The sequence below is a fragment of the Pseudomonas sp. B14(2017) genome (assembly GCF_002113255.1).
Lineage (GTDB): Bacteria > Pseudomonadota > Gammaproteobacteria > Pseudomonadales > Pseudomonadaceae > Aquipseudomonas > Aquipseudomonas putida_Z.
Genome location: NZ_NEJY01000001.1, coordinates 296446 through 322531 on the forward strand (window position 1 = coordinate 296446; position 26086 = coordinate 322531).

A 26086-nucleotide genomic window follows, 5' to 3' on the forward strand; every position below is an offset into this window, starting at 1 on the left:
ATTTCTGCCATCAAACTGTAATGCCAACGCCGCAACATCCGGGGCCCTGAATGAACATGGATAAGGATGGCGGGTTCGATGGCAAGCAGTGTGCACAGGCGCGAAGTGATCGGCTGGATGGGTATCGGTGCTTTGGCTCCGTTGCTCGGCGCCTGCTCCGCCTTCCCTGGGCAGCAGGGCGGCAACGCCAGCCTCGACCTGCTGTATGTGGCCGATACCCTCGATGCCCGCCAGCCTGGCCAGGCGGTGGTGCCGGCCACCCGCCTGGGGCCGGTCAGCCACCTGGGCCGCGCCCCATGGATGACCGGCAGCAGTGCCAGCATCGCCTACCCGCAATTGGCGCCACTGCTCGATGCCAGCCAGGCTGCATCTGCCCAGCTGGGCGGCTATGCGGTGCTGGCGGCGTTGCTCGAGCAGCTGCGCGGCGAGGCTGGGGCGGGCAACAGCCTGACCCTGGAAAACGGCCAGGGCTGGAATGGCAGTGGCCTGGCCTACCTGACCCAGGGCGAAAGCGGCCTGCAGGGCAGCCAACTGCTGGGCAGCGAAGCGCGGGTCAGCAGCGACGAGCGCGTACTGTGGCCACAGCGCAGCCCGGCGCTGTATCGCCAGGCTGGCGCCGTTACCCTGGGCGCCGGGCTGGCAGACACGCAACGCCGGGCGTTGGGCCTGGAAGCCTTGCACGTCTTCGAACGCGGCGGTGCACGTATTGCCGTGGTCGGCGTGACCGACCCCTACGCCCAGGACCAGAAAGCCTCCCTTAAACAGTGGTACCAGTCATTGCAGCCGGTGTTCGAACAAGCCCGGCGCGAGGCCGACCTGGTGGTGGCCATGGCCGATGTCGGTACCGGGCCGGGTCTGTGGCTGGCCGAGCGGGTGCCGCAGATCGACGTGCTGCTGTGCGCCCGCGGCCAGGACCTGTGGCCGGCGCCGGTCGAGGTGAGCCAGGCCAGCGGCCGCCGCGTGCCGGTGCTGTTCGCCGGTTGCCGGGGCAGCGGCGCCTTCCGCCTGCGCTGTCAGCGCGTGGCCGGGCTGTGGCAGTTCAACGGGCGTTTCTTCCCGGCCTTTGAGCAACAGCTGGCACCCGCCGCGCAACAGCGTGTCGGGGCATTACAGGCAGAATTGCGCCAGCAGCGCGCCGGCCACGCGGCCTGGCTCGATCAACCGCTGGCCCGCGCGCCCCAGGCGCTGTGGCGCCGCGATACCCGAGGCGGCAGCTGGGATCGCCTGCTGCATCAGGCCCTGGCCGACGACAGCAGCATGCCGGTGTTGCTGCCGGGCCTGCGTTACGACTACCCGCTGCCCGCCGGGGCGGCCATTACCCGCGAACACCTGATCAGCCTCACCGGTGGCTACCCGGCACCGGTGGTCGAAGCGCCGGCCCGGCAGGTCGAGCAAGTGTTGGAAAACGCCGCGGAGCAACTGTTCGGTGACCCGCTGCTGCTGGACAACAGCCAGGACCTGCCGCGCTGGCAGGGCCAGGCCTGGCGTGTCAGCTACAGCCCGCAAGGCAAGCGCATCAGTGGCCTGGAACCGGTGCAGGGCCTGTGCCGCACCTTTGGCCTGCAATTCGAAACCCAGGCCGGCGAGCCGCTGTGGCAACGGGTCGAAGCCTGGCTCGCCCGCCAGGCGAGCGACTGGCAACTGGCGCCGCTGCAACTGCCCGAAGTGCGCTATGTGCAGGGGCACCCGGGCTGGCACCCAAGGCAACTGGCCTCGTGATGCTCGCCTCGCGCCTGCTGACTGGCGCTGGCCTGACCCTGGCCGGCTGGCTGGCCGCCCAGTGCGTGCTGCAACTGGGCCGCCAGCCGCAACCGGCCACTGCGCCCGCCGCGCCCGACAAGCCGCTGCCTGGCTTGATGGTCGGCCATTGGCAGGTACCCGTCGACGACGGTGCCATTGCCATCACCCGCCTGCCATTGCAATACCTGGGTGGCCTCAAGGCCCAGCCGCTGGCCTCCAGCGTGGTGGTGCTGCGCTATGGCGAGCAGGTGCGCACCTTGGCCCGCGGCCAGCGCCTGGCACCAGGGATCGTGCTGCAGGACATCGACAGCGATGGCCTGATTTTCAACAACCAGGGGCGGCGTGAACGCCTGCCCTGGCCGCCACGCCCCGCCGTGACCGGCTTCAAGCGGCAAGGATGAACGATGCCTGTTAGATATTGCGTGGCGGCCGCGCTGAGCCTGGCCCTGTCCATGGCCTGTGCTGAAGAGCCAGTATTCGACGACAACGGTACGCCGATGTACGAGGTGAACTTCGTCGACACCGAACTGGGCGAGTTCATCGACAGCGTGTCGCGCATCACCGGCACCACCTTCATCGTCGACCCCCGGGTCAAGGGCAAGGTCACCGTGCGCACCGTCGACCTGCACGACGCCGATGCCATCTACGACATCTTCCTGGCCCAGCTGCGCGCCCAGGGCTACGCCACTGTCGACCTGCCCAACGGCAGCGTGAAGATCGTTCCCGACCAGGCCGCTCGCCTGGAGCCGGTGCCGGTGGAGGCGGGAGGGCAGCAGGGGGAAGGCAGCGACAGCGTGGCCACGCGGGTATTCAATGTGCGCAACGCCGCCAGCGAGCAGGTGCTGGGCATTCTCAAACCCCTGATCGACCCACGGGTCGGTGTGATCACACCTTATCCGGCGGCGCACCAGTTGGTAGTTACCGACTGGCGCAGCAACCTGGAACGTATCGCCAGCTTGCTGCGCCAGCTCGACCGCCCCCAGGACGCACCAGGCAGCGGCAGTACCCAGGTCATCTACCTGCGCCATGCCAATGCTGGCGAAGTGGTCAAGGTGTTGCGCGGGCTCAGCCAGGAAGGCATGGCGCCCTCTGAAGGTGCGGGCGAAGCAGAGGGCAAGGACAGGCCCGTAGTGCCTGTCGCCGGTGGCTCGGGCATCCGCCTGGAATACGAAGAAGGCACCAACGCCGTGGTCATGGTCGGCCCCGACAGCGAGCTGGCCGCCTACCGCGCCATCGTCGAGCAGCTGGACATCCGCCGTGCCCAGGTAGTGGTGGAAGCGATCATCGCCGAGGTGTCCGACAGCAGCGCCCAGGAACTGGGCGTGCAGTGGCTGTTCGCTGACGAGAAGTTCGGTGCCGGCATCGTCAATTTCGGCAGCAACGGGGTAAACATCGCCAGCATCGGCGGGGCCGCTGCCAGCGGCGACAACGAGGCCCTTGGCGATTTGCTGTCCAGCACCACCGGCGCCATGGCGGGTATTGGCCATTTCGGCGGCGGCTTCAACTTCGCCATGCTGGTCAACGCGCTGAAGGGCAAGAGCGGCTTCAACCTGCTGTCCACGCCCACCCTGCTGACCCTGGACAACGCCGAGGCGTCGATCCTGGTCGGCCAGGAAGTGCCCTTCGTCACTGGATCGGTGACGCAGAGCAACGCCAACCCGTACCAGACCATCGAGCGCAAGGAAGTCGGAGTGAAGCTGCGCATCAAGCCGCAGATCAACATCGACAACAGCGTACGGCTGGACATTGTCCAGGAAGTGTCGTCGATTGCCGAGTCTACAGCTGCCAGCGACGTGATCACCAACAAGCGCGAGATCAAGACCAAGGTCATGGTCGAGGACAACGGCCTGGTGATCCTTGGCGGCCTGATCAGCGACGAACTGAGCACCAGCGACCAGCGCGTGCCGCTGCTTGGCGATATCCCTTACCTGGGCCGGCTGTTCCGCTCCGACGCCACCAAGAACACCAAGCAGAACCTGATGGTGTTCATCCGCCCGCGCATCCTGCGTGATGGGCCGAGCCTGGCCGGGCTCAGTGAAGACAAGTACCGCACCTTGCAGCAGACCACACCGCTGCAGTTGCCCGACCTTGCGGATGCGCAAAACGCTACGCCGTTGCTGCAGGTGTTCCCCTCCAGCCGCGCACGGCTGGAAGGCGGTGACTGGTGATGCTGCCTTATCGCCAGGCACGGCAGAGCGGGGTGGCCATGGCCCCTGCGGAGCAGGGCTGGCAGCTATGGTTGCGGCACGACGCCGATAGCGCCCAATTGCAGGAGCTGCTGCGCGTGCACGGCCAGCCCAGCCTGCTCGAATACCTGGAGCCTGCACTGTTCGACGAACGCCTCGGCCAGCTGTACCAGGCCGGCGATGCTGCCACCGAGGCGCTGATCGAAGGCATCGGCGACCAGGTCGACCTGGACAGCCTGATGAGCGAAATGCCGCGCATCGAGGACCTGCTGGAAAGCGACGACGAAGCCCCGGTGATCCGCCTGATCAACGGCCTGTTCGGCCAGGCCCTGCGCCTGCGTGCCTCGGACATCCACATAGAAACCTTCGAGCAGAGCCTGGTGGTGCGCCTGCGGGTCGATGGCCACCTGCGCGAAGTGTTGCGCCCACCGCGTGCGCTGTCGGCCATGCTGGTGTCGCGGATCAAGGTCATGGCCCGTCTGGACATCGCCGAAAAGCGCCAGCCACAGGATGGCCGCATCACCCTGCGTGCGGCGGGGCGCGAAGTGGATGTGCGGGTCTCGACACTGCCCGGCATCCACGGCGAACGGGTGGTGATGCGCGTGCTCGACAAGCAAGCCAGCCTGCTGGCGCTGGGCAACCTGGGCATGCCGGCGGCGGTGTTGCAGGGCCTGCGCAGTTGCCTGGCGCGGCCCAACGGCATCGTGCTGTCCACGGGGCCGACCGGTTCGGGCAAGACCACGACCCTGTATGCCAGCCTCAACAGCCTCAACGACGGCAGCCGCAACATCCTCACGGTCGAGGACCCGGTGGAATACGCTATCGCCGGCATCGGCCAGACCGCCATCAACCCGCGTGCCGGGCTGACCTTTGCCAGCGGCCTGCGCGCCATCCTGCGCCAGGACCCGGACGTGATCATGCTCGGCGAAATCCGTGACCAGGAGACCGCGCAGATCGCCGTGCAAGCCAGCCTCACCGGCCACCTGGTGTTGTCCACGCTGCACACCAACAGTGCGGTGGGCGCGGTGACCCGCCTGCGCGACATGGGCATCGAACCGTTCCTGATCGCCTCGTGCCTGCGCGGCGTACTGGCCCAGCGCCTGGTGCGGCGCCTGTGCAGTTGCGCCGTGGCGCACCCGCTGCAGCCGGCGGAACGCGACCTGTGGCCCGAGCTGGCGGCGCTGCGCAGCAGCTACCACGCGGTGGGCTGCGAGCAGTGCCAGAGCAGCGGGTATGTCGGGCGCCTAGGCCTGTATGAATTCATCGAGCTGGATGCCGGGCTGATCGGCCTGTTGTACGACGGCGCCAGTGAACTGGCCATGCAGGACTACCTGGCCGGACGCCGGCAGAGCCTGGTGGCGATGGCCAGCGACTGCCTGGCCCGTGGCGAGACCAGCCTGGCCGAAGTACTGCGCGTGGTGCAGGGCTGAGCCATGCCGACCTATCGCTACCAGGCCGTCGACCTCGCCGGCAAGACCCACAAGGCCAGCTTGCAGGCCGACAGCGAACGTCATGCCCGTCAGTTGTTGCGTGAGCAGGGCTTGTTCGCCCGCCGCTTGCAGCGTCACGAAGCCGGCACCCGGCAACCCCGGCGCCAGCGCCTGAGCCGCGCCCAGCTGTGCGAACTGACTCGTCAGCTGGCCACCCTGACCGGTGCTGGCATCCCTCTGGTCGACGCCCTGGCAACCCTGGAACGGCAACTGCGCCAGCCCGCCCTGCACGGTGTGCTGGTGGCCTTGCGCGGCTCGTTGGCCGAAGGCCTGGGCCTGGCTCGCAGCCTGGCACGTCAGGGGGCACCGTTTACCGGCCTGTACTGCGCGCTGGTCGAGGCCGGCGAGCGGTCCGGCCGCCTGGCCCAGGTGCTGACCCGCCTCGCCGACCACCTGGAGCAGGTTCAACGACAGCAGCACAAGGCACGTACCGCGCTGATCTACCCCGCCGTGTTGATGGGGGTGTCGCTTGCCGTGGTGGTAGGCCTGATGACCTTCGTCGTACCCAAGCTCACCGAACAATTCGCCCATGCCGGGCAAAGCCTGCCGCTCATTACATCGCTGCTGATCGGCCTGAGCCAAGGGCTGGTGCAGGCCGGGCCCTGGCTTTTGGGGCTGGCCCTGTTGCTCGGCGCGCTCGGCGGCTGGTTGCTGCGCAAGCCGCACTGGTGCCTGCGCCGCGACCAGTTGCTGCTACGCCTGCCACATATCGGCAGCCTGCTTCAGGTGCTGGAAAGCGCGCGCCTGGCACGCAGCCTGGCAATCCTCAGCGGCAGCGGCGTGGCCCTGCTCGAAGCCCTGCAAGTGGCCACCGAAACCGTCGGCAACCGGCGTATCCGCCTGGCCATGGAGCAGGTGCGCCAGCAGGTGCAGGGCGGCACCAGCCTGCATCGCGCGCTGGATGCCAGCCAGCAGTTCCCGCCGCTGCTGGTGAACATGGTCGGCAGCGGCGAAGCCAGCGGCACTTTGGCCGACATGCTCGAGCGCGTGGCCGACGACCAGGAGCGCGGCTTCGCCCGCCAGGTCGATACTGCCATGGCGCTGTTCGAACCCCTGATGATCCTGGTGATGGGCGCCGTGGTGCTGTTCATCGTGCTGGCGGTGCTGTTGCCGATCATGCAACTCAACCAGGGCCTGCAACTGTGACGACAAGGAGTACTGCCATGCAGCATCGACGTAACCGCCAGCGCGGTTTCACCCTCATGGAAATCATGGTGGTGATCTTCATCATCGGCCTGCTGATCGCCGTGGTCGCGCCCAGCGTGCTGGGCAACCAGGACAAGGCCATGAAGCAGAAAGTGATGGCCGACCTGGCCACCCTGGAGCAGGCGCTGGACATGTACCGCCTGGACAACCTGCGCTTCCCCAGTAGCGAGCAGGGCCTGGCCGCGCTGGTGAAAAAGCCGGCCCAGGAACCGCTGCCACGGGCCTGGCGCAGCGACGGCTACGTGCGCCGCCTGCCGGAAGACCCGTGGGGCACCCCGTACCAGTACCGCATGCCCGGCGAGCATGGCCGGGTCGACGTGTACTCGCTGGGCGCCGACGGCCTGCCGGGCGGCGAAGGCCAGGATGCCGACCTGGGTAACTGGGAGCTGTAACGGGTGCGTCGTCAGCGGGGCTTCAGCCTGATCGAATTGCTGGTGGTGCTGGCCATCGCCGGGCTGATGACCGGATTGGCGGTGGCCGGGTTCGGCAACAGCCAGGCCAGTGTCGACCAGGCGCTGCAACGGCTGGCGAGCGAGACCCGGGCGCAGGCCGCGCTGGCCCGGCATGCCGGGCAGCTGCGCGGGCTGCGCTGGAATGGCCAGCGCCCGGAGTTCGTCCGGCGCGAGGGTAATGGCTGGGTGGTCGAAGCAGTTGCCCTTGGTGACTGGCCCAAGGGGCTGCGCCCGGACTGGCCGGCCAGCCCACAGCCGCGCCTGTTGTTCACCCCGCATGGCTGGGCGCAACCGGGCAACGTGCGCTGGCGCTGGGCTGATGGCAGCCAGCAATGGGCCTGGAGCCGCGATGGCCGCTTGCAGGTGGTGGTCGCCCCATGAAGCGGCATCAGCGTGGCTTTACCCTGCTGGAGGTGACCGTGGCCCTGGCGATCGCTGCGGTGCTGGCGGTGATCACCAGCCAGGTTTTGCGCCAGCGCCTGGCGGTGCAGGACAACCTGCAGCAACACCGCCTTGGCCTGCTATGCGCGCGAGAACTGCAAACCCGCTTTGCCGTAGAGCAGTACTGGCCAGCTGAAAACCAGGTTGGCGGTGAACTGAGCCAGGGCGGCCAGCGCTGCCACTGGCAACTGCAGCTGCGCCGCACCGGCGTACGCGACCTGCGCCGCGGCGAGCTGCTGCTGTTCGCCGACCGCGACCAGCGCCTGCCGCTTGGCCAGTACACCGTGTTCCTGGAGCGGCCATGAGTTACAGAAACCGTGAAGCTTGCGCGGCCCCTGTGGGAGCGGGCATGCCTGCGAAGCAGGCGACTCGGTGTATGGCACCGGCTTCGCCGGTGTTCGCGGGCGCGCCCGCTCCCACAGGGCGGGCGTATACCCGTCAGCCCAGTATCCAGCCTGTGAAGCAGCGACAGGCCGGCCTGCCCCTGGAGCGGCCATGAGTTACAGAGATTGTGAAGCTTGCGCGGTCCCTGTGGGAGCGGGCATGCCCGCGAAGCAGGCGACTCGGTGTATGGCACCGGCTTCGCCGGTGTTCGCGGGTGAACCCGCTCCCACAGGGAGGGCGCATACCCGTCAGCCCTGTATCCAGCCTGTGAAGCAGCGCCAGGCCGGCCTGCCCCTGGAGCGGCCATGAGTTACAGAGATTGTGAAGCTTGCGCGGTCCCTGTGGGAGCGGGCATGCCCGCGAAGCAGGCGACTCGGTGCATGGCACCGGCTTCGCCGGTGTTCGCGGGCGCGCCCGCTCCCACAGGGAGGGCGCATACCCGTCAGCCTTGGACCCTGCCGAGCAAGCACCGCCAGGCCGGCCTTACCCTGATCGAGCTGATGGTCGCCCTGGCACTCACTGCTGTGCTCGGCATCATGCTCGCCGCCCTGGTCAACGGCTGGCTCAAGGTTCGCGAGCGCCTGCAGGTCACCACCCAGGAAACCTCGGTGCTGGATTTCTGCCTGGCCTTGGAGCGTCGCTTCGATAGCCCGGTAATGCGCCGTGTCTACGACCAGCGCCTGCCCTTGGCCAGCCGCTGGCTGGACTGGCAACCGGCAAGCAACCAGTTGCTCTGGGTCGCCATCACCGGCATGCCGGAAGCCGAGGGCGGCTCGCGCCTGCAGCGCCAGCGCCTGCGCTTCGAGGCCCGCGAGCAACGCCTGCTGCTGGAAAGCTCGGCCGATCTCTATGCCGCCGCCACCCCACGCTGGGTCCAGCGCGAGCGGCTCGACCGGGTCAGCGCCATGAATGTTCTTTATTACCAGGGCGGCCGCTGGCTGGCCTGGCCTTCCGACCAACCTGCGCACCCCGGCCGTGGCGTGCGTCTGGAACTGCAGCGTGACGGAGCACCCTATGTCTGCACCTTCGCCCTCCCGTGGGGGCGCTCATGAAGTTTGAATGGCGGCGGCGTAGCCCGGCCCAGTCGTGGTTGTTGCTGCGACCGGGCGTTGTCTGGCACTGGGCGCTGGCCGAGGGCGGCCTTGTGCAACGCCATGGGCAGGGCGAGCCCCCGGCGAACTTGCAGGCCCGTGTGGCGTTGATCCTGCCTGCCGAGGCCTGCAGCTACTTCCGCGTGCCGGCACCGCCGGGGCTCAAGCGTGAAGAATGGCCGTTGTTGCTCGAAGACCGATTGCTGCAGGCCATCGACGAGGTGACATGCGCCTGCCTGGCCCGCGAGCGCGGCCATCTTCGGTTACTGGTAGTGGCCCGTCAGCAACTGGAGGACTGGCGCGGGCAGTGCGCCGAATGGGGCTTGCAGGTGGCACGTTGCTGGGCAGAACTACAGCTGCTGCCGCCCCCCGAGTCGGGACATGCCTGGCAATGGCAGCGCACACCCGGCATGTATTTGTACAAAGGGCTGGCCGAAGACAGGCAGGAGCACTGGCTGGCCTGGCCGGATGCACTGGGCGAGATGCCACAACAACCGTGGGCGGAGCTGCAAAAGGTTCCGCTGAGCGGCGACTGGCCCAGTACGCTGGCACCGCTCGATTCATTGCCCGGCCTGTTCGAGCGTACCCGCAAGGTGCGCTCGCTGCCGGTGGTGTCCCGGCCGCAGCAACGGCTGCTCGCGGCCTGTCTGGTACTGGCTACCGTCTGGGGCGGGCTGTGGTTGAGCAAGCAGTGGGCCCAGGCGCAACTCTGGCGCAGCCAGGTCATCGCCGTGACCGGTGAGCAGGCCAGCCCCCGGCACGCCGCGCAGGCCCTCAAGCGCCTGCGCGAAAGTGAATTGCAACAGCAGCTGCGCACGCGCCAGCTCGAAGACCTGCAGGCGGCGTTGCAGGCCTGGCTGCGTGACCACCCCGGCTGGCGCCTGCAAGCGGTGCGCTTCGATGGCCAGCGCTGGCACTTGCAGCTGGAGGGCGAGGGCGGTTCGCCGCCATGGAGCGACATGGCGACAGCCGCCGGGGCCACTGTCCAGGTGCAGGACGGCCAAGTGGTGTTCGACCTGGGGGCAGCCTCATGAACCGGGGCTGGATACAGCGTCATCGCTTGAAGTTCGCCTGGGCACTGATTGCCCTGTTGCTGGCCTTCCTGGCCCTGCGCACAGGCCTTGCGCAATGGCGCGAGCTCAGCCAGTGGCGCGGGCTGGCCGAACAGGCCGCCAGTCTGCAAGGCGGCCCGGGGTTGAACCTGGAGCGGCTCCGACAGTCGGCCCAGGCGCGGCAGATCGAACTGGCCGAGGTCGATGCGCAGGGCAAGACCTGGCAACTGCGGGGGCAGGTGGCCGACGAGCGAGTGCTGCAGGGCTGGTTGCAGACCCTGCGTGCAGAAGGCGTACAGCCATTGCAGTGGGGGCTGGAACAGCATGAAAAGAGATTGCGCTTCGACCTGGTGGTGCGGCCATGAGCCGAAGAAGTGTGGCGTGGGTGCTGCTGGTTTTCGCCGTGACATTGCTGGTGGAGCTGCCGGCCAGTTGGGTGGTGCGCGGGATAGGCCTGCCAGCGCGTGAGGTCAGCGGCAGCCTGTGGCAAGGCCAGGCGCAGCAACTGGGGCCGGTCGGGCCATTGCGTTGGGCGGTGCAGCCCTGGCGCTTGCAGGCGAACGCGCAGCTCGGCTTCCAGGGCCAGGCCTGGCAGCTGCGCGCCGATGGCTGGCCATGGGGCTGGCGGCTGGAGGCGACGGCCATGGGGGCCCAGGCGACGGTGGCGACGGACTACCGCTTGGTCGGCCAGTGGCAGGGCACGTTGCGGGTGCAGGGGGCAGGGCGGCAATGCCGTGCCAGCGAAGGCCGCATGACGGTAACCGATCTTGCCCTGAGCGAGCCCTGGTCACTGGGCCTGGGGCAGGGCTGGCTGGAAATGGACTGCCGCAGCGGCTGGCACCTGCGCGGGCAGCTGGCGCAGCAGGGGCAGCATGAATTGGCCGTGGATGTCGACCTGCCCGCGCGACGGGCGCAGGTGGTCGTCGAGTTGCAGCCGGAGGCGGCGCTGACGCCTTTGCTGCGTGGGGTGCAGTGGCTTGGGCCGCAGGCGCTGGCAGGGCAGCGGGATCTGCGCTGGTAGACAGGTGTTACCGCCGGCAAGCTGGCTCGGCGTGTGTAGGAGCGGCCTTGTGTCGCGAAAGGGCTGCAAAGCAGCCCCAGCAATTTGTGCATATGCGCTGAAACCCGGGGGCTGCTTTGCAGCCCTTTCGCGACACAAGGCCGCTCCTACAACCAATCAACTCTAATAGAGGGCACGAAGCCCGTGCCCTCCAGCGCGGCGCCTGCTTCAGTTTTTCTTGCCCTGCACACTCGAAGCCCACTGCTCACTGCGATTGTGCCCACTGGTCCTCAACAACCCCAGGTCCAGTGCATTTTCCCCATCCGCCGCACCCTTGCCCTTGGCCAGCTCGGCCACCGCCGTGCCCAGGTCCACCGGTGAGTTGGACGCATCGATCGACACATCCCGGCGGTAGTCGTTACCGCTCAGTGTTTCGCGGGTAACCGAGTTGGCGTCGAGCACCACATCGCCTTTGGCCGACTGCAAGCGTGCCCCCACCACGTGAGCGTTGCCACCAACCTGCAGGTCGATACCGTCGCTACCTTTGAGCGTGGTCTGCTGGCCTACGCTGTCGCGCTGCGCGTGCGACACGTCGAGGCTGAAGGTAGGCGAGAGCCCCGGGTCTGCCTTGCTCAGGGCGGAGCCAGCTTTTTCATTCACCTTGCTCCCCAGCGGCCCTGCCACCGAAGTGGCCGCGTTGACGTAGCCTCGCGGGTTTTTCTCCTGGCTCAGCCGGGCATCGCCTTTCACGCTCAGGGTATTGACGTTGTCCTTGCGGCTGGCGATGCGCAGGTCGCCGTCGATCACTCCATCGATACGCCCCGTCTCCAGGGTGACGCCTTCGAGGCGGGTATCGCCACGGCTTTGCAGGTCGATGCGCTCGGCGCGCAGGTCGCTGGCGTTCCAGGTGAGGTTGTCGCGCTTGTCGAGCTCCACCTTGAGGCGGCCATGCAGGCCGCGGGTGTCGAGCGCGCCCTTGGCCATGTCGAAGCCGGCCCCGGCGGTGATGTCGAGGTTGTCACGTCGCTCCCGGCTGGAGGACGCTTCCACCAGCATGCCGCCATTCGATGCGTCGAGGGTTATCTGTTCGGCCGAGGCCTGCAGACCTTCAAGGTGCAGGGCGATATCCTCGCGGGCGCTGCTGCCCAGGGTCACTGTGCCGTTGCTGGCGAACAGGGCATTCACCGCCTGGCGTGCCTCTTCGTCCTGCTTGCCGTGGCTGAAGTGGCCGCCGATGGCACCGCCCTTGGTGTTGCCAGCCTTGACCGCCAGCTCCACGCCGCCGCCCATCTTGGCGCCGGTAGCGTTCTGGGTATCGCTGGCCGCCTTGACCTGCAGCCGACCACCGCTTTGCAGTTGAATGTCGCCGGTCTTGGCCTCACGGCTGCCAATGCGGGTGCCTTCGAGCAACAGGTCGCCGCCACTGCTCAGCTGTACCTGGCCCTTGGCGTCGATCTGCGCCACCTGGGCCTTGCGCTGTGTGCTCTGGTTCTGGCCGTGGTCGAGGTAGCCCCGGCCATCAACGCCGGTGCTGCCCGGGCGGTTACCGACCTTGGCCCAGGCATTGCCGTCGAGCTGGCGTGACTGCTGTTCGGTCTGGTCGTTTGCCTGTGGCAATGTCAGCGAACCGGCACTGCTGATGACCACGCTGCCTTCACCGCCATCGATGCGCGTACCTTCATAATGGCCAGAGCTGCCCAGTTGCACCTGGATGCCCTGTTGCCCATACAGGCTGCCGGGTACGGCGCTGCTGGTGCTGTCCTTCTTGTCCAGCGAGCCGCCTTTGCCGGCGGCGCGTGCATTCAGGTCTTCGCCGGTGCTGGTGTCCAGGCGCACATCGCCGCCGTAGGCCAGGCGTTGCACGGTATTTTCCTGGGTGTTCTCGGCCGCCTGCATCTGGTGTTGTCGGGCCTCGATCTGCAGCTTGCCGGCGTTGGCGCGCCAGGCGGTGCCCTGGTCGGTGATGGTGTCGGCCTTGACTTCGACCTTGGCCCCGGCCAACTCGCTCACCTGGGCAAAGCCGCGGCGCTGGTTTTCCAGGCGCTTGAGGTGTTCCACGGTCATGTCGGCGCCAACGCTGGGCGGCGCCATGGCGTCTTCGGGGGAGGCTTGCTGGAAGCGCGCGGCTTCTTCGCCCAGCACCAGGCGTTCGATGGGGCGGGTAAGGTCGCGGTACTCGACACTGGCGCCGAGGCTGCCCGACCAGTCGTCACGGCTTTGTTCACGTTCCTCGGTATCCTGCACCGCGCGGTTGTCGATGCGTTTGGCCGTTACCTGCAGGGTGTTGCCGGCCCTGACGCTTGCGGCCTCTGTGACCAGTTCATCGCCATTCAGCTTCAGGTCGCCGCTGGCCTGCAATGTGCTGCGTTGCACCTTGCTGTCGCGTTCGGTCTGCACCTGGCGGTTGTGATGGCCTTCGAACAAGCTGCCCAGCCGGTCGATGCCACCGGTCACCGTCAGGCCGCCGCCACTGTTGGTGGTGCTGGTGGTTTTGTCGCGGTCGTTGCGGGTTGCCCCCAGGGTCACCTTTTGGGCCTGCATATCGAGGTCGCCTGCGGCAGCCTTCACCGTGGAACCGTTGACTTGCAGGTGGGCCCCGCTGCCAAGGCTCACCGACGCGCCCTCTAGCTCACTGGCGACCTGGCTGGTGGTGTGCTGCTTGCTGCTGGTGGTGGCGACGTCATAGGCAATGCCGGCCGAGTACTGGCGGGACTCGGGCTTGCCATCCTCGGCCTCCTGGGTCTGCTTGGCGCTGGCGGTGAAACCACGTTGCTGGTTGCGGGTTTCGCGCTCGTCAACCGCTTGCGCGCTGGTAATCAGCAGGTCGCCCTTGGCCTCTACCTGCAGGTGCCCGCCCGCTGCGACCTTGGCGCCCTGGATGCGCATTTCCTCGGCGCTGGCCAGGCGCAGATTGGTGGCCGAGCTGACGTCGCTGGTAAGTACCTGTTGCGTACGCTCGGTGTTCTCGTGGTCGCTGCCAATCAGGCCGAACAGCTTGCTGTCGCTGGTACGGTCGGTGGAGGTGGTGCGGCCATGGTCGGCTTCGATGGCCAGTGCACCTTTTGTGCTGTAGAGCACCGCGTCCTTCTTGCCGTGCACGGTACTGCCCTTGATGGCAACCTGGTCAGCTACCACGGCCAGCTTGCCATCCGCCGTGACACTGCTGCCGGCAACGGCCTGGCCTTCGCTGTCGTTACCCTTGCGGTCGCCAAAGAAGGTGCCGGATACCAGGTCGCCGCGATAGTCGCGCCGGGTACCGCGCTCCTGCAGGGCGGTGGTACCGATGGTTGCGTCCTTGGCTTCGATCGCCATGTCGCCGCGGCTGTGCAGGCTGCTGCCCTGCACATCGACGGTATTCTTGGCCTTCAGTGTCATGCGCTGGGCCTGGAGCGCACTGCCTTGCGCGGTTTCCTTGTACTGGTCGGTATCGCTGTCACCGCGCCACAAGTCCTTGCGGTGGCGAACCTGCTCTTCGGTTTGCTGGCTGTCGATGCCGGCAGCGATGGCCAGGTTGGCGCCGCTGTCGAGGGTCAGCTCATTGCCAGCATCCACCTTGGCAGCCACCAGGCGCATGTCGTCAGCGGATTGCAGCAGCACGCCGTCCTTGCCTTGCAAGCTGCTGCCCTGTTGCTGCTGCTGGGTGGTGGTGGTTTCGCGGTTGTAGGTTTCGCGGGTGACGAACAGGAATTTCTTGTTCCAGCTGTCGCTGTCGCGCTCGATGTTCTCGCGGGTCGTGGCATCCAGCGTGAGCTTCTTGCCGGCCTTGGCCTCGATTCGCCGAGCTTGCCCATCGACGGTTTCAAGGGTCAGGTCATCGGCAGCGGTCAGCCGCAGATCGCCCTGTTCGCTGTGCAGTTCGACGGGGTTGTCGGCCTTGCCGCTGACCTGCAGGGCGCCGGCCGACTGGATGTCGACCCCGTCGATACCCAGCAGCTGCGATGCCCCCACACGCACACCGGCACCTTCTGCGGTGCTCACCACGCGAATGCGCCCGGCGCGCATGGCGCCGAACAGGCTGGCATCGATGCTGGACGGGTTGGCGGGCAGGTGTTCGACAATTTCGCCGCTGGTGCTGTCGATGCGGTTGCGACCGACGATGATATCGATGGAGTTGCGCGCCATCAGCAGCCCTTTGCCGTCCACGCGCGGGGCGATCAGCTCGAGGGCGCCGTTGGGGTTTCGCTGGCCGCCCTCGAGCACTTGCAGGGTACCGCTGGCGTTCAGCGTGTCGAGGTACTTCAGTTGCTGGCCCTCGAACTGGGGGCTGCCCACCACGAAGCCGGCGCGTGTGGTGTTGATGAAACTGCCGCCGTTGAGGGTGATGCCATTGGGGTTGGCCAGGATGTAGTCGGCCGGGCGGCCGAAGATTTCCTGCGGCCCTTCGATCAGCGAGGCGTTGCGGCTGACCACCTCGTTGAGGATGGTCGAGGCGGCCTGGCCCTGGAATTGCGGGTTGGCCGCCAGGGCACCGGCCAGCTCCGACTGCCCGGACTGGGTGGCATTGTTCAGCACCACCCCGGAGCGGTCGACGTTGTAATCGAGGAACTGGTTGTGCGACAGCCCGTTGGTGTTTGGCGCGACAATATCGATGACCGGGACGCCGTGGCCGTCGTTGATGACCGGTGTGCCGCCGGGGCCGCTGGTTGCGGTCAGGCCGCCCTGGGCCAGTGCGGCGCCGGGCCCGAGCAGGGCGAGGAAGATGGCCCAGCGCAAGGTATCTGGGCGGGAAGACGACTGCGAGAGTGTTTGCATGTTCTCGTTCTCTTTGTTGTGGGTGAATCAGATGTTCAGGGCCAGTTCCACTACCCAGAAGCCAGGTTCCAGCAGCGGGCGGGGCAGGTCGCTGGCGTACAGCGCGCGTTGGTAGCCCAGGCGCAGGTGGCTGCCGGGCAGGCTCAGTTCGGCACCGGCGGTGGCCCCGGCAAGGCGTTGTGAAGGCTTGCCTTCGGCAGTGCGGGTCCAGCCCAGGTCCAGGCCGATGTAGGGGCGTACTTGCAGGGGAGCGGTCCAGCCCTCCGGCAGCGGCTGACTGACGGTGTTGCGCCAGGCGGCGCTGCTGGCACCGGAGTAGGTACGCAGGCGAAACCCGCGCACGGCCGAATCGTCGCTGACCAGCAACTGCTCGACGGCGGGTAGTGGGTCATTGCTGAATTGCAGAGCCAGCTCGCTCTGCCAGCGCCATGGGCGGCTGGCCGGGCCCTGGCGCAGGTGCAGCAGGTTGGCGCGGTACTTGCGAAAATCCGGGCGCAGGCGTTCCGCCCCCAGCGGTGAGCGGTCAGCGCCGAAGGCGTCGATACCCTGGGCGACACCGAGGTAGCCATTCCACAGGCCTCCCTGGAGCCAAAGCAGGTTGATACCCGCCTCCACGGAGACCAGGGTGGGGCTCTGCTGGACGATCACCGCGCCAGCGCTGCGGTTGACCATTTGCTTGCGGTCCAGCCGGGCGCTGGCGCTGAGCATGCCTTGCTGGTTGCGCCACAGCACCCGCTCGACGCTCAGGCCCTGGTAGCTGCTACTGCCGTCGGCTATCTGGCGGCTGTGGGGGAGCGGCGCCTCGTAGCGCAGCTCGCTGGCGCTGAGCGCGAAGGTCCAGGCGCCGTAGGGGATGCTGTAGTACAGCGAGATGCCTTGGCTTTGCCCGGGCGCATCGAGCACCGTGCCGTTCAGCGACAGGCGCAGGTCATCATTGAGGCCCAGCGGGCTGTCCAGGCCGAAGCCGAGGTTCAGGCGATGACGCCCGGTCAGGTCGCTGCCGCGGTTGTCGAAGCGGCTGTCCAGGTGCCCGCGCGAGGCCACCTTGCGCGGCTGCACGACAACCCGGGTGCCGCCCTGCAGTTCGCCGGGCAGCAATTCTGCGGACAGGTCATAAGCGCGCAGGCGGTTGAGCTGGTCGAGGCCTTGCTCCAGGGCTGGCAGGTACAGTGGCTGCCCGAGCAGGCCGGGAAAGGCGCCGGGGAGGGACAGGGGCAATTCGGGGCCGGCCATTTCTATGGACTCGACGAACCCCTCGACGATGACCAGGTTCAGTGGTGTGCCGTCTTGTGGCGGTTGCTGCAGGTAAGGCCGGCTGGTTGGGTATCCGGCTTGCACATAGCGCTGGGTGATGGCTTTCAGCAGCCCGTTGATTTCCGCAATGCCCATGCACGGGGTGATGAACCTGCGAAGGGTTGGCGTTAGCGCCGAGTCGGAAAGCTTGCGGTTGCCGGCCACGCGTACGCCGGTGATGGCCCAGCAGCGCTGGTCGTGCGGGAGGGGGGCGGTGGTGTCGTGGCTTTCAGCCGGGGCGGGCTGGCGCTGCCAGCGTTCCAGCCGCTGTTGCTGTTCCAGCTGTTGCAGCCCGCGCTGCTGATCGCGCAGTTGCTGGCTGGCGGGGTCGTCGGCCAGCGCCTGGGGCGCGGCCAGCAAACCGGACAGGCAGCAGGTGAGCGCCCAGCAGGTGGCGCGGTGAATGTGGAACGGCATTGAAGCACCCCGCAAATGATGTACGGATTTCGTACTCGTCTGCGTGGATGCTAAAAACTAAGGGGTTCGCCTGGATGCAGTACCCGGCCTAAGCGCTTGTAAGGCGCGTTCTTGCCTGGAGGTGGGAAGCTTCCTACAGCATCAGTTGAAAGGCCCGCTATCAGGGCCGAATTTCGATCAACGTGCCATCCCGCACCAGGTCCCACACTTCCTGCATGTCGCGGTTACGCATGGCAATACAGCCGTCCGTCCAGTCCAGGGTGTGGAAGTACCACTCCGGATACTCGTCGTTGATCGGCGTGCCATGGATCATGATCATGCTGCCGGCGCTCACCCCTTCGCGGGTGGCACGGGCGGCATCGGTGATGTTCGGGTAATTGATGTGCATGGCCAGGTTGAAGCGGTCGCTCTGCTTGCGCCAGTCCAGCCAGTACAGGCCCTCGGGGGTTTTCTTGTCGCCTTCGCGCTCCTTGGCGCCCTTTGGCTGCTTGCCCAGCGAGATACGGTAGGTTTTCAGCGGCTCGCCACGGCTGATCAGCTGCAGGCGGCGCTCGGACTTGATCACCAGTACCTTGTCGATCAGCGGTTGCATGGCCTGCTGCGAAGGCGATGGGGTTTGCGCTGCCGGCTGGGGCTTGCGGATGATGGTCTCGGTGAAGGCCGCCTGGGACACCGAGGTAACGCAAAGGCAGAAAAGGGCAAGCAACCAGCGCATGTAACGGTATCCCTGAAGGCTTCTAGGTAATGGGCGAGACGTTCATCGGCGGCAGGTATTCATGGCCTATGGGGTAGTGCTGCCCGATGCGATCGCGATAGTAGCATTCTAGTGTGCGAGTGACGGTGCGGAAAGCCAGCTCGCCCCACGGTATCTCATGTTCCTCGAACAGCCGCACCTCCAGGCTTTCGACACCGACCGCGAAATCAAGGTCCGCCAGTTCGGCGCGGAAGAACACGTGCACCTGGTTGATGTGTGGCAAGTCGAACAGCTGGTACAGGTTCATGCTGCCGACCCGGGCGCAGGCCTCCTCGACGGTTTCGCGACGGGCGGCCTGATCGAGGGTTTCGCCGTTTTCCATGAAACCGGCAGGCAAGGTCCAGAAACCGCGGCGTGGCTCGATGGCGCGCCGGCACAGCAGCACCTGGCTGCCCCAGGTCGGCAACACGCCGGCGACGATGTTGGGGTTCTGGTAGTGGATGGTCTGGCAAGACTCGCAGACATACCGCAGGCGGCTGTCGCCCTCGGGGATCCGCTGAGTGACCGGCTGGCCGCACGCGCTGCAGAATTTCATGTGTCGTTCCTTTTGCTCTGGGCTATCTTGGCGCGCCGGCCGTGCTGCCGCAAGCGCACGGGGCTTGGGTGCTTCGCGCCTTTGGTGCATCATGCAAGGCAGGCCTTGGATACGAGCGTGCGCAATGCTGGACGAGCTACTTCGCCGAATGAGCAACCACCAACCCGCATCACTGGAAACCGACCGGCGGTTCCCCGAAGCGGCGGTCCTCTTGCCCATTACCCGCAGCGAAGCGCCCGAACTGGTCCTGACCCTGCGCGCCAAGGGCCTGTCCACCCACGGCGGCGAAGTGGCCTTTCCCGGTGGCCGCCGCGACCCGGAAGACCCGGACCTGGTGTTCACCGCGCTGCGTGAAGCGGAAGAAGAAATCGGCCTGCCGCCAGGCCTGGTGGAAGTGATCGGCCCACTCAGCCCGCTGATTTCGCTGCACGGCCTGAAAGTGACGCCATTCGTCGGGCTTATCCCCGATTTTGTCGAATACCGTGCCAATGATGCCGAGATCGCGGCAGTATTCACCGTGCCGCTGGAATTCTTCCGCCAGGACCCGCGCGACCATACCCACCGTATCGATTACCAGGGGCGCAGCTGGTATGTGCCCAGCTATCGCTATGGCGAATACAAGATCTGGGGGTTGTCGGCGATCATGATCGTCGAACTGGTCAACCTGCTGTTCGATGCCGGCATCAGCCTGCACCAGCCCCCTGAGCGTTACATCGAAAACTGAGCGGGGCCAACCCCGTCGTCTGCGTTGCAGCCTGAGGAGCAAGCATGAAATACCGCCTGGGCGACCTGCGGGTCGAGAGCCACCCTACCAGTTGGGCCGCACCCAACGCCACGCTGATCGGCAAGGTGCGCCTGCAGGCCGATGCCAGCGTGTGGTTTGGCGCGGTGCTGCGCGGGGACAACGAGCTGATCGACATTGGTGAGGGCAGCAACGTGCAGGATGGCACGGTGATGCACACCGACATGGGCTCGCCGCTGACCCTGGGCAAGGGCGTGACCGTTGGCCACAACGCCATGCTGCATGGTTGCACGGTGGGCGACTACAGCCTGGTAGGCATCAATGCGGTGATCCTCAATGGAGCGCGCATCGGCAAGCATTGCATCATCGGCGCCAATGCGCTGATTGCAGAGGGCAAGGAGATCCCTGACGGTTCGCTGGTGATGGGCTCGCCGGGCAAGGTGGTGCGCGAGCTGACCGAACAGCAGAAGCGCATGCTCGAAGCCAGCGCCGCGCATTACGTGCACAATGCCCAGCGTTATGCACGGGAGTTGGTGGTTGACGATGAGTGATGTGGTGGAGCGGCCGGTGGCCTCGCCGTGCGTGAGTATCTGTGCGCTGGACGAGCAGGATATCTGCACCGGTTGCCAGCGAACCGTGGCCGAGATCGGCCGCTGGGGGCGGATGGACAACGACGAGCGCAGGGCGGTGCTGAAGCTGTGCCATGAGCGGGCAGTAGAAGCCGGCCTCATCCTGTAGGCTGACGCGTACCCTGTGGGAGCGGGCGTGTCGAGGCGTCGAACCGCCGCGAAGCAAACACCGCGGTGCATGGCACCGGCTTCGCCGGTGTTCGCGGGCCCGCCCGCTCCCACAGGATGTGCGCCAGGCATGGATTGGTGCCGTACCTGCGGGTTTACCCGCGAACCAGCCAGCGGTAATCTGTGCGGCTTGCCCACAGACTACCCGCCATGTTCTATCTGATTGCCTACATCAGCAGCGTAGTGCTGATCAACTACGCCTTCTCCAGCGCGCCACACCTGGACATCATCTGGTCCGCCTGGGGCGGCCTGGTGTTCATCCTGCGCGACATGGTGCAGACCCGCTTCGGCCATGGCGCCCTGGTCGCCATGCTGGCGGCGCTGGTGCTGTCCTATGTCACTTCGGAACCGGCCATCGCCCTGGCCAGCGCCACCGCGTTCTTCATTTCCGAACTGATCGACTGGCTGGTGTTCAGCATCACCCGCCGGCCGCTGCGCGACCGCTTGTGGCTGAGTTCGGCGCTGAGCATCCCGGTGGACACCTTCATCTTCTTCGGCATGATCGGCGCCCTGACCCCAGCCGTGATCGGCACCGCCATGGCCTCGAAATTCGCCGGTGTCACCGCCGTGTGGCTGGCCATGGCATTTCGCGCCCGGCGGGCCGCCGTGGCGGGTTGATGGTGTAGAATAGCGGTCCTTTTTCAGCGGGCGGCGCCAAGCCTGGTGCGGCCCCGGACGCCTTCGAGGACCTGAAATGACCCGTATCGGAACCCCCTTGTCGCCCACCGCGACCCGTGTACTGCTCTGCGGCTGTGGCGAGCTGGGCAAGGAAGTGGTGATCGAGCTGCAGCGCCTGGGCGTCGAAGTGATCGCCGTCGATCGCTACGCCAATGCCCCGGCAATGCAGGTGGCGCACCGCAGCCACGTGGTCAACATGCTCGATGGCGTGGCCCTGCGCGCGGTGATCGAGGCCGAGAAGCCGCACTACATCGTCCCTGAAATCGAAGCCATCGCCACCGCCACCTTGGTCGAGCTGGAAAACGAAGGTTTCAACGTGGTGCCGACCGCCCGCGCCACCCAGCTCACCATGAACCGTGAAGGCATCCGCCGCCTGGCCGCCGAAGAGCTGGACCTGCCAACCTCGCCGTACCACTTCGCCGACACCTACGAAGACTACGCCAAGGCCGTGGCCGATGTTGGCTACCCGTGCGTGGTCAAGCCGGTGATGAGCTCGTCGGGCAAGGGTCAGAGCCTGCTGCGCAGCGATGCCGACCTGCAGAAGTCGTGGGACTACGCCCAGGAAGGCGGCCGCGCCGGCAAAGGCCGGGTCATCGTCGAGGGCTTCATCGACTTCGAATACGAAATCACCCTGCTGACCGTGCGCCACGTTGGCGGCACCACCTTCCTCGAGCCTGTCGGCCACCGCCAGGAGAAGGGCGACTACCAGGAATCGTGGCAGCCGCAGGCCATGAGCCCGAAGGCGCTGGCCGAGTCGCAGCGGGTGGCCAAGGCGGTCACCGATGCCTTGGGCGGTCGTGGCCTGTTTGGCGTGGAACTGTTCGTGAAGGGCGACCAGGTGTGGTTCAGCGAAGTCTCGCCACGCCCGCATGACACCGGCCTGGTGACCCTGATTTCCCAGGACCTGTCGCAGTTCGCCCTGCATGCCCGGGCCATTCTTGGCCTGCCGATTCCGGTAGTGCGCCAGTTCGGCCCTTCGGCTTCGGCGGTGATCTTGCCCGAGGGGCAGTCGCAGCAGACCAGCTTTGCCAACCTGGGTGCGGCGCTGAGCGAGCCGGATACCGCCATTCGCCTGTTCGGCAAGCCGGAAATCAACGGTACCCGCCGCATGGGCGTGTGCCTGGCGCGTGACGAGTCGGTCGAAGCGGCGCGTGCCAAGGCGACCCGTGCTTCGCAGGCGGTCAAGGTCGAGTTCTGATCCGGGATCGTAAGGGGCCGCGTTGCGGCCCTTTCGCCGGCAAGCCAGCTCCCACAGGGACTCCACAAGGCTTGAGGGCTGTGGAGGCTTTGTGGGAGCTGGCTTGCCGGCGATGGGCTGCAAAGCAGCCCCTGCTTTCTCAAAGTTCGGTATTGCGGGTCTCTTTCAGGCACAGCACGGCAATCAAGCTGATCACCGCCGCCACCGACACATAACCCCCCACCCAGCTCAACCCACCCATGCTCACCAGCTTCTGAGCAAAGAACGGTGCCGCCGAGGCGCCGACGATGCCGCCCAGGTTGTATGCCGCCGAAGCGCCGGTATAACGCACGTGGGTCGGGAACAGTTCAGGCAGCAGTGCCCCCATCGGCGCAAAGGTCACGCCCATCAGGAACAGTTCGATGGCCAGGAACAGCGCCACACCTGCGGTCGACCCCGAAGTCAGCAGCGGTTCCATGGTAAAGCCCGAGGCCACTGCCAGCAGGCCGCCGACGATCAGCACCGGTTTGCGCCCGTAGCGGTCGCTGAGCCAGGCCGACAGTGGTGTGGCCAGGGCCATGAACACCACCGCGAAGCACAGCAGGCCAAGGAACGTCTCGCGGCTGTAGCCCAGCGTGGTCACGCCATAGCTCAACGAGAACACCGTGGAGATGTAGAACAGCGCGTAGCACACCACCATCGCCGCTGCGCCCAGCAGGGTCGGCAGCCAGTATCTGGAAAACAGGTCGACCACCGGCATTTTCACCCGCTCGTGGCGGGCGACGGCCTTGGCGAACACCGGGCTTTCTTCAAGCTTCAGGCGCACATACAGGCCCACCAGTACCAGCGCGGCGCTGAGCAGGAACGGAATGCGCCAGCCCCACTCGCGGAACTGCTCGTCGCTGAGCACCAGGGCCAGGGTCAGGAACAGGCCGTTGGCGGCCAAAAAGCCGATCGACGGGCCCAATTGCGGGAACATGCCGAACCAGGCGCGCTTGCCTTCGGGCGCGTTCTCGGTGGCCAGCAAGGCCGCGCCACCCCATTCGCCACCCAGGCCCAGGCCTTGGCCAAAGCGCAACAGGCAGAGGATGATCGGCGCCCATACACCAATGCTGTCATAGCCCGGCAGCACGCCGATGGCCGTGGTGGACACGCCCATCAGCAGCAGCGAGGCGACCAGGGTCGACTTGCGGCCGATACGGTCGCCAAAGTGGCCGAACAGTGCCGAGCCCAGCGGGCGCGCCAGGAAGGCGATACCGAAGGTGAGGAAGGCCGCCAGCATCTGCGCGGTGCCTGACCCGGACGGGAAGAACACCGGGCCGATCACCAGGGCGGCGGCAGTGGCGTAGACGTAGAAATCGTAGAACTCGATGGCGGTGCCGATGAAGCTGGCGGTGGCTACCCGCGCGGGCGAGTTGACCGGTGCGGCAGGCGCTTCGGCATAGGTGCTGCTGGTTGTCATTGAATAGGTCCCTGACAGTCTGGTCCGGCTCCATTGGGATAAGCCCCGCGGCGTGCAATGCAAAAGGGCAGGCACGGTGGCGCGGGCGCCGGAGCGTTTTGTTGTTGTGTGCGCCCGACTGACGATAGCCCAAGGGGGATAGGGGCGGGGGCGGGCACTGTTCGGGGTGTTGAAGCAGGACCGCAGGGCGTGTCAGTGGAGCGGACTGGCCGTGGAGCGCCGGGTGCGGGTAGCAGGCGGGACGGCGGGGCTGGGTAAGCGTGACCCGAGTATAGCTATCGGGTCACGGTCCACACCAGTACCTTGCTGGCACAATTGTCCTCTGTTTCGAGGATTTCCAGGCGATAGCGGCCGATCTTCAGGCAAACGGCGCTTTCCGGGATGCTTTCCAGCGCTTCGGTGACCAGCCCGTTGAGGGTCTTCGGCCCGCCGTCGCAGGGCAGGTGCCAGCCCAGGCTGCGGTTGATCTCGCGCAGCGAAGCGGTGCCGTCGATGACGAAGGTGCCATCGGGCTGCGGGTGCACGTGAGGGTTGTCCAGGCTGTGTTCATCCTCGAACTCGCCAACGATCTCCTCGAGGATGTCTTCCAGGGTGACGATGCCCAGCACTTCGCCGTACTCGTCCACCACCACGCCCATGCGGCGCTGCTGTTTGTGGAAGTTCAGCAGCTGCATTTGCAGGGGCGTGCTCTCGGGCACGAAATAGGGCTCGTAGCAGGCGCCGAGCAGCATCTCCAAGGTCAGTTCGGCCTTGGGCAGCAGGTGGCTGATCAGCTTGGTATTGAGGATTGCTTCAACCTGGTTGATGTCGCTGTGGTACACCGGCAGGCGGGTGTGGCGGCTGACGATCAGTTGCTCGATGATGCGCTCGATCGGCTCGTCGAGGCTGATACCGTCCACTTCGTTGCGCGGTACCAGGATGTCGTTGACGGTCATCTTGTCCAGTGACTGCAGGCCGTCGAGCAGGCCGTGACGCGGTGCTTCGTGTTCCTCATCCTCGTCGAACTCGTCGGCTTCCTGCGGGTGCAGGGCCACGGCCGTGGGTTGCACGCGGAACGGACGCAGGATCAGCTTGGCAATGCCATCCAGCAGGTAGGCCAGCGGTTGCAACAGGGCGAGGGGGACTTTCAGCAGGCTGGTGCCGAGGCTGACGAACGCCTGCGGGTTGCGCCGGGCCAGACGCCGCGGCAGGTATTCGGCAAACACCAGCAGGACGAGGGTGGCGGCCAAACCGGCCAGCCAGAAGCCGTGCTCGCCGCTATGGCGCTGGCCAACCAGGCAGGCCAGGCCCAGCACCAGCAGCTTGCCCAGGCTGGCGCACAGCACCAGGGCCTGGGCCGGCAGCACGGGCTGGCCGTCCTCGCCGGTGCGCAGCGCGCCATTGAGTTGCAGGCGGGCGGCATCCACTGCGGTAAACAGCGCCGACCACAACAGCGCCAGTGCCAGGGTGCCGAATAGCGGTGCGTACGGCAGGGTATCCATGGGCGGCCGTCAGATATGCAGGATGAATTCGCGAACCAGCTTGCTGCCGAAATAGGCCAGCATCAGCAGGCAGAAACCGGCCAGCGTCCAGCGGATGGCCTTGTGGCCACGCCAGCCCAGGCGGGTGCGGCCCCACAGCAGCACGCTGAACACCACCCAGGCGACACAGGCCAGCAGGGTCTTGTGCGCCAGGTGCTGGGCGAACAGGTTGTCGAGGAACAGCCAGCCGGAGATCAGCGACAGCGACAGCAGGCACCAGCCGGCCCAGAGGAAGCCGAATAGCAGGCTTTCCATGGTTTGCAGCGGCGGGAAGTTGCGGATCAGCCCGGACGGGTGCTTGTTCTTCAGCTGGCGGTCCTGCAGCAGCAACAGCAGTGCCTGGAACACCGCGATGGTGAACAGCCCGTAGGCCAGGATCGACAGCAGGATATGCGCGAGGATGCCCGGCTCTTCGTTGACCAGCGGCACCGTGCCAGGGGGCGCGAACTGGGCCAGCAGCGCGGTCACCGCGCCCAGCGGGAACAGCAGCACCAGCAGGTTTTCCACGGGTATGCGCAAGCAGGCCAGCAGAGTCAGGGCGATGACCGCCACGGCGATCAGGCTGGCGGCACTGAAGAAGTCCAGGCTCAGGCCCAGCGGGGTGATCAGCTGGAAGAACAGCGCACCGGCCTGGGCGAGTACCGCGAAGGCACCCAGCAGGGCAAGCAGGCGCTTGTCGGCCTTGCGGTTCTGGGCAAGGTAAGAGCCCTGGTAGATTGCCGCAGCTATATATAGGCCGGCGGCGATCAGGTTGGGGATGAGGCTGGGTGAGGAGAACATAAGTCCTGGTTGGCGAGCCTTAAAGAGACGGAGTTTGGCATAGATCCCGCCGCTCTAGGAAGACTGCACGCTTGTGTCGGGGCATTCGCGGGCACGCCCGCTCCCACAGGGATCGCGCCGCTCTTCAGGGTGGTGGT

At 66.4% G+C, this 26086-nt stretch carries 24 protein-coding genes; 17 read left to right on the forward strand and 7 right to left on the reverse strand.

Annotated elements, in window-relative coordinates; all coding sequences use genetic code 11:
- Window positions 1-78 precede the first annotated feature (78 nt).
- The 12 genes from CAG34_RS01395 (at window position 79) to CAG34_RS01465 (ending at window position 11063) form a co-directional block, all read left to right on the forward strand.
- On the forward strand, window positions 79-1719 hold the full coding sequence (locus CAG34_RS01395; RefSeq protein ID WP_085587577.1) for a lipoprotein UxpA: 1641 nt from the start codon (window positions 79-81) through the stop codon (window positions 1717-1719).
- Window positions 1716-2141: a pilus assembly protein PilZ gene (locus tag CAG34_RS01400; RefSeq protein ID WP_176240886.1), complete on the forward strand. Its 426-nt coding sequence runs from the start codon at window positions 1716-1718 to the stop codon at window positions 2139-2141. Before CAG34_RS01395 ends, CAG34_RS01400 begins: the two co-directional genes overlap by 4 nt.
- Window positions 2142-2144: 3 nt before the next feature.
- Window positions 2145-3908 carry a type II secretion system secretin GspD gene (gene gspD / locus CAG34_RS01405; RefSeq protein WP_178080857.1) on the forward strand — a complete coding sequence of 588 codons (1764 nt, stop codon included), beginning with the start codon at window positions 2145-2147 and terminating at the stop codon, window positions 3906-3908.
- Window positions 3908-5356 (forward strand): GspE/PulE family protein, encoded by a 1449-nt coding sequence (locus CAG34_RS01410; protein WP_085587581.1) that lies wholly within the window; start codon window positions 3908-3910, stop codon window positions 5354-5356. Before gspD ends, CAG34_RS01410 begins: the two co-directional genes overlap by 1 nt.
- Before the next feature lie 3 nt (window positions 5357-5359).
- Window positions 5360-6562, forward strand: coding sequence for a type II secretion system inner membrane protein GspF (gspF, locus tag CAG34_RS01415; RefSeq protein WP_025337899.1), 1203 nt, complete (start codon window positions 5360-5362; stop codon window positions 6560-6562).
- A 17-nt stretch (window positions 6563-6579) separates the two neighbouring features.
- Window positions 6580-7014, forward strand: a complete 435-nt coding sequence (gene gspG, locus CAG34_RS01420) for a type II secretion system major pseudopilin GspG (protein ID WP_013971171.1) — start codon at window positions 6580-6582, stop codon at window positions 7012-7014.
- Window positions 7015-7017: 3 nt separating this feature from the next.
- Window positions 7018-7455, forward strand: a complete 438-nt coding sequence (gspH, locus tag CAG34_RS01425; protein ID WP_085587583.1) for a type II secretion system minor pseudopilin GspH — start codon at window positions 7018-7020, stop codon at window positions 7453-7455.
- On the forward strand, window positions 7452-7820 hold the full coding sequence (locus tag CAG34_RS01430; protein ID WP_015269126.1) for a type II secretion system protein GspI: 369 nt from the start codon (window positions 7452-7454) through the stop codon (window positions 7818-7820). Before gspH ends, CAG34_RS01430 begins: the two co-directional genes overlap by 4 nt.
- Before the next feature lie 459 nt (window positions 7821-8279).
- Window positions 8280-8951 carry a prepilin-type N-terminal cleavage/methylation domain-containing protein gene (locus CAG34_RS01450; RefSeq protein WP_085587587.1) on the forward strand — a complete coding sequence of 224 codons (672 nt, stop codon included), beginning with the start codon at window positions 8280-8282 and terminating at the stop codon, window positions 8949-8951.
- Complete coding sequence (gene gspL, locus CAG34_RS01455) at window positions 8948-10024, forward strand: type II secretion system protein GspL (protein WP_085587694.1); 1077 nt, start codon at window positions 8948-8950, stop codon at window positions 10022-10024. The genes CAG34_RS01450 and gspL overlap by 4 nt, the downstream gene beginning before the upstream one ends.
- Window positions 10021-10407, forward strand: coding sequence for a type II secretion system protein GspM (gene gspM, locus CAG34_RS01460; protein ID WP_085587589.1), 387 nt, complete (start codon window positions 10021-10023; stop codon window positions 10405-10407). Before gspL ends, gspM begins: the two co-directional genes overlap by 4 nt.
- Window positions 10404-11063, forward strand: a complete 660-nt coding sequence (locus CAG34_RS01465; protein ID WP_085587591.1) for a general secretion pathway protein GspN — start codon at window positions 10404-10406, stop codon at window positions 11061-11063. Before gspM ends, CAG34_RS01465 begins: the two co-directional genes overlap by 4 nt.
- A 207-nt stretch (window positions 11064-11270) precedes the next feature.
- Here CAG34_RS01465 and CAG34_RS01470 read toward each other — a convergent pair whose 3' ends face one another.
- The 4 genes from CAG34_RS01470 to CAG34_RS01485 all read right to left on the reverse strand — a co-directional run bounded on the left by CAG34_RS01470 (window position 11271) and on the right by CAG34_RS01485 (window position 18793).
- A complete protein-coding gene (locus CAG34_RS01470) occupies window positions 11271-15794 on the reverse strand; it encodes a hemagglutinin repeat-containing protein (protein WP_085587593.1) in 4524 nt (1507 codons plus the stop codon).
- 27 nt (window positions 15795-15821) lie between these two features.
- Window positions 15822-17504: a ShlB/FhaC/HecB family hemolysin secretion/activation protein gene (locus CAG34_RS01475; RefSeq protein WP_085587596.1), complete on the reverse strand. Its 1683-nt coding sequence runs from the start codon at window positions 17502-17504 to the stop codon at window positions 15822-15824.
- Between the two features lie 160 nt (window positions 17505-17664).
- Window positions 17665-18219, reverse strand: coding sequence for a murein L,D-transpeptidase family protein (locus CAG34_RS01480; protein WP_025337906.1), 555 nt, complete (start codon window positions 18217-18219; stop codon window positions 17665-17667).
- A gap of 22 nt (window positions 18220-18241) precedes the next feature.
- Complete coding sequence (locus tag CAG34_RS01485; protein WP_085587598.1) at window positions 18242-18793, reverse strand: NUDIX hydrolase; 552 nt, start codon at window positions 18791-18793, stop codon at window positions 18242-18244.
- Between the two features lie 124 nt (window positions 18794-18917).
- Here CAG34_RS01485 and CAG34_RS01490 point away from each other — a divergent pair, with 124 nt between their 5' ends.
- The 5 genes from CAG34_RS01490 (at window position 18918) to purT (ending at window position 22208) form a co-directional block, all read left to right on the forward strand.
- Window positions 18918-19517, forward strand: a complete 600-nt coding sequence (locus CAG34_RS01490) for a CoA pyrophosphatase (RefSeq protein WP_003252125.1) — start codon at window positions 18918-18920, stop codon at window positions 19515-19517.
- Window positions 19518-19561: 44 nt separating this feature from the next.
- Complete coding sequence (locus CAG34_RS01495) at window positions 19562-20086, forward strand: gamma carbonic anhydrase family protein (protein WP_015269134.1); 525 nt, start codon at window positions 19562-19564, stop codon at window positions 20084-20086.
- Window positions 20079-20273 carry a DUF1289 domain-containing protein gene (locus CAG34_RS01500; RefSeq protein ID WP_024086383.1) on the forward strand — a complete coding sequence of 65 codons (195 nt, stop codon included), beginning with the start codon at window positions 20079-20081 and terminating at the stop codon, window positions 20271-20273. Before CAG34_RS01495 ends, CAG34_RS01500 begins: the two co-directional genes overlap by 8 nt.
- A gap of 209 nt (window positions 20274-20482) precedes the next feature.
- Window positions 20483-20950 (forward strand): VUT family protein, encoded by a 468-nt coding sequence (locus CAG34_RS01505; protein ID WP_003252131.1) that lies wholly within the window; start codon window positions 20483-20485, stop codon window positions 20948-20950.
- A gap of 76 nt (window positions 20951-21026) precedes the next feature.
- Window positions 21027-22208 (forward strand): formate-dependent phosphoribosylglycinamide formyltransferase, encoded by a 1182-nt coding sequence (gene purT / locus CAG34_RS01510; RefSeq protein ID WP_025337909.1) that lies wholly within the window; start codon window positions 21027-21029, stop codon window positions 22206-22208.
- A 139-nt stretch (window positions 22209-22347) separates the two neighbouring features.
- Here the strand turns inward: purT and CAG34_RS01515 are convergent, their stop codons facing one another.
- From CAG34_RS01515 to CAG34_RS01525, 3 genes are all read right to left on the reverse strand, one after another.
- Window positions 22348-23649 (reverse strand): MFS transporter, encoded by a 1302-nt coding sequence (locus tag CAG34_RS01515; protein WP_025337910.1) that lies wholly within the window; start codon window positions 23647-23649, stop codon window positions 22348-22350.
- A gap of 275 nt (window positions 23650-23924) precedes the next feature.
- A complete protein-coding gene (locus CAG34_RS01520; RefSeq protein WP_085587600.1) occupies window positions 23925-25130 on the reverse strand; it encodes a transporter associated domain-containing protein in 1206 nt (401 codons plus the stop codon).
- 9 nt (window positions 25131-25139) lie between these two features.
- Window positions 25140-25949 carry an inner membrane protein YpjD gene (locus tag CAG34_RS01525; protein WP_025337912.1) on the reverse strand — a complete coding sequence of 270 codons (810 nt, stop codon included), beginning with the start codon at window positions 25947-25949 and terminating at the stop codon, window positions 25140-25142.
- Between the last annotated feature and the right edge of the window lie 137 nt (window positions 25950-26086).